This is a genomic window from Intestinibacter sp. (assembly GCF_051866655.1).
In the GTDB taxonomy this organism is placed as follows: Bacteria; Bacillota; Clostridia; order Peptostreptococcales; family Peptostreptococcaceae; genus Intestinibacter.
The window spans coordinates 1-3,721 of the sequence record NZ_JBJDXL010000303.1 but is presented as its reverse complement, the minus strand read 5'-3'; the positions used below and the strand labels follow the sequence as shown (position 1 = coordinate 3,721).

Genomic DNA, 3,721 nt, shown 5'->3' with positions numbered 1-3,721 from the left:
ATGGTGGAATCGGTAGACACGAAGGACTTAAAATCCTTTGGCTATTGCAGCTGTGCGGGTTCAAGTCCCGCTTCGAGTACAAATACTCAATAGAAACCGCAAACAAGGTTACTCTCAGTCAAACATTTACAATATTAAGTTATGGTGAAATTCTTGTAAGGAGAAAAGTAAACATGTGGGCTGAAAAGACGCCTGATTGAGTATTTATTTTAAATATAGAATAATATAAAATGAACTAATATGTTTGAGTATAAGGTAAATAAGTTATTTGGTATAGGTACAGCCAAGCATGTAGAATATACCACTAGTGGAAATGGTTCAGTTAAACTAACTTCCACAGGAGATCCATTTGTGGATCAATTTGGATTAATTTCTCAATATAGACAATTACGTCCATATTCTTCTGTATCTAAAGATATGAAAACATTATGGGATATTGATCCATTGTACACATTAAAGTTATTATTCTATATTAGATTAATAACTAGAAAAGTTAAGCTCTTAGATGGAACAGAAACATCTAAAGTACAAAAAGGAGCTGGACTTAGACATGAAGCATTTATGAGAATGTTATGGCTTGCTATAAATCATAGTGAGGCATTTTATAAGAATCTACCACTTTTTATTACAATTGGATGTTGGAAAGATATTATTCAATTAATGTCTTATGATCTTCAATACCATGGTTGGGATAATAAAGTACTAGATTTTGATAAATTATCTGACTTCATTTTGGCAGGATTAGAGAATCCCAATACCTGTAATTTAGTAAAGAAGTTTCTTCCTACTATTAAAGCTAGATCTAAATGTACAACTTTAGAATCCCAAGCTGATACTATTATTGGTAAGTTCCTTGCACATAAACTTTTTGGAAGTGGTGAGTTTTCTCCCAATTTGCATTCTAATAATACTTACGAATCTTACAGAAAGTTAAAATCATCAGGAACAGCTCATCAATGGCAGCAGCAGATTTCTAGAAGTCAATTTAATATTGATTTCTCTAAAGTTCATGGAAGAGCATTAGCTTTATTAGTATCTGGAAAGTATCTTGCAAATCATGGTCTTGAAAAAGATTATGAAAACTGGATTAAGAAACAACCTGTAGCTAAGTTTACTGGATTTGTATATGAGCTATTTAAAGGGCTGAATAACAAAAGTCCTCTTTATAAGAGATTTACTATTGATAAACAATTTGAAGGCTTAATAAAAACAGCTAAAGATTCTGATTCAACTCAATCTTCATTCTTAGTAGCTATAGATACTTCTGCTTCTATGATCTCTAAAGTAGTTGGATTAGATATTAATAGTAATGAAGTAGCCAAATCAATAGCCTTATACTTTTCTTACTTGCTAAAAGGAAGGTTTGCTAATAGTTATGTGGAATTTGACAGTAAACCAGTGTTAAAATACTGGGAAGGAGAAAGTCCTTCTGACAAGTATTTAAAAAATACTAGTTGTGCTTATGGAAGTACTAATTTCTTAGGTATTGCAGATCTCTTTATAAAGATTTATAATCATACACCTATAGAAAAGTTTCCAAGTGGATTAATCTGCGTGAGTGATGGAGAGTTTAACAGTTATGGAAATAATAAGAGTAAAACAACATTTCAACTCTTTAAGGACAAACTATTAAAAGCAGGATTCCCTAAAGATTATGTAGATAATTTCAAAATTGTCTTATGGGATATTCCAAACACTTTCTATAGTCGTCAAGAAATCCGTCCAAAGTTTGAGAGTTTTGCAGATACTCCTAACTTCTTCTATATGGGTGGATTTGATCCTGCTGGAATTACATTCTTATTAGGAGGGGAGGAAAAGGATAAACCTATTCCTAAAACTCCAAGAGAATTGTTTGAAGCAGCAACGAGTCAAGAAATTATGGATTATATTCAATTATAGTCCATAAGGATTAGGGTAGTAGATCAGTTGATTAGATCGTGATTTTTGGGAAATCAAGGGCGCTGGTTTGAGTCCAGTCTACCCTACTATGGAGTGCATACAGCAAAGTTTAATATTTCCATATTATAATAGCATGCATTAGTGATAAATATCAACCAGAACAAATCGGTTTAGATCCATTATATATTTATAAACAGCACTCCGTAAATTATTGTTTATAAATAATATAATATCTATTCAAAGAGGTTCGCAATAGAGTACACACAGCAATAATTTTCAACCATTTCTTAAAAATAGCAATAATAATTATAATGTACTCTGTTTATAAATTGATGGGTAGCGAAGTGGTCAAACGCATCTGACTGTAACTCAGACGTCTTTAGACTTCATAGGTTCGAATCCTATCCCATCAACGCATGTAAACTCTGTAATGAGTTTAACATTTGCCGTGATAATAATTTAAATAAACAGTATTAAGTTTGTGAAAATGAAAGTACTGTACGGAAGTGTAGTTAAATGTATAACGCCATACTTGGAATTAAGGTTCGAATCCTTCACTTCCGACTATTAGAAGTCTAACAGCAATATTATTTTAGGTCAGTAACCCGTGTGTCACTGGTTTGAATCCAGTAGAAGAAATAATTCTTCTTAGCTTAGTTGGTAGAGCAATATATTATAAACAGACTTCTCTTTATAAAAAGATTAAACTAAATTAATATGTCTTTTGTAGATTTTTTATTAATAGATTTAATAGTATCAATACTATTTTCTTTTTTAGTTATTTCAACTATGACTTTATATAAATTATTAAACTAACTTATGCCAGAAAATAATAAAGTAGATCCTGCATTACGCAGATATTGGCGAGATGCTGGATTTCCACAATATACACCAAGAGAAGATACAATAATAGAGATTAAAAGTAAAGAACCTCTTAAAACACGAAAAGAAGCAAATAAAGAAAGATCTGAATATTTTGATACCTTTAGAGGAGTTTTGGATAGATTTGAAAGTAGCTGGAATAATGGAACAGATCCAGTAAAAGCCTCTTTAGATAGTGGTTTAGCAACTTTTATTCCAGGTTTACAGATAGGACAGGCGGCATATGATATACATAAAGGATATAACCATCTAACTAGTAATGATGGATATAAAAAGACAATAAATAGTTTCAAGTCAGGCGATTATGGAAAAGGAACATTATCTTTATTAGGAGACGCACTAGATCTTGCATCTTTAATATCTAGTGTTAATGATATTAAATTAAATGGACAAGAAAGATTTAGAAAATCTATGTATAGAAATATTTCTCCTTTTGGGTATGGTAATTTATTTCCTGGAGATACTCCTAAAAGGCAGCAAATTAAAAAATTTCTTATGGATGCCTTTAATATTAAGCATCTTGATACAGATAACATTCCCAAATGGATAACTAATCTTCAAAAAAATGAAGAAGCACAAAATAGACCATTAGGAGCAGCAAAATTAAATACTAACACAATGTTAGAATTTAGAAATCAAGCATATAGAAAGGCATTAAAACTTCCAGAAAGAAAAGAAACTATAAGAATCTATAAAAATAATCCTGACGGAACAGTATCTTATGATATAGATGCTGTAGATAAAATAAGAGAACAACTAGGATCTCCTTCCACTCCATCTAGTTCAGTGTTTAAGGCAGATAAATTTGGCAGAATTGGAGACTATATTACTATGAATGGTGGATATGTAAATAAAGTAGAAACTCCTGAAGGAACATTTATGATAGATAAATGGGACTTGCATCCATTCGAGGATGGGAGGTCAATATCGCCTTGGTTAT

Annotated in this window: 3 protein-coding genes and 2 tRNA genes; all 5 read left to right on the top strand. The window is 31.3% G+C overall.

Annotation, left to right across the window (positions count from 1 at the left end):
- A partial coding sequence (locus ACI3VO_RS09080) for a hypothetical protein (RefSeq protein ID WP_439757606.1) occupies positions 1-200 on the top strand: 200 nt, incomplete at its 5' end.
- A 40-nt stretch (positions 201-240) separates the two neighbouring features.
- Complete coding sequence (locus tag ACI3VO_RS09075; protein ID WP_439757605.1) at positions 241-1,899, top strand: DUF2828 family protein; 1,659 nt, start codon at positions 241-243, stop codon at positions 1,897-1,899.
- A gap of 12 nt (positions 1,900-1,911) precedes the next feature.
- A tRNA-Pro gene (locus ACI3VO_RS09070) sits at positions 1,912-1,985 on the top strand.
- Positions 1,986-2,229: 244 nt separating this feature from the next.
- Positions 2,230-2,312 (top strand) — tRNA-Tyr (locus ACI3VO_RS09065).
- A gap of 406 nt (positions 2,313-2,718) precedes the next feature.
- Positions 2,719-3,721: hypothetical protein (locus ACI3VO_RS09060; protein ID WP_439757604.1), on the top strand; the 1,003-nt coding region annotated here is incomplete at its 3' end.

Coding starts and splice junctions, on each gene's coding strand:
- ACI3VO_RS09075 (WP_439757605.1), top strand. CDS start 241: ATGTTTGAGTATAAGGTAAATAAGTTATTTGGTATAGGTACAGCCAAG.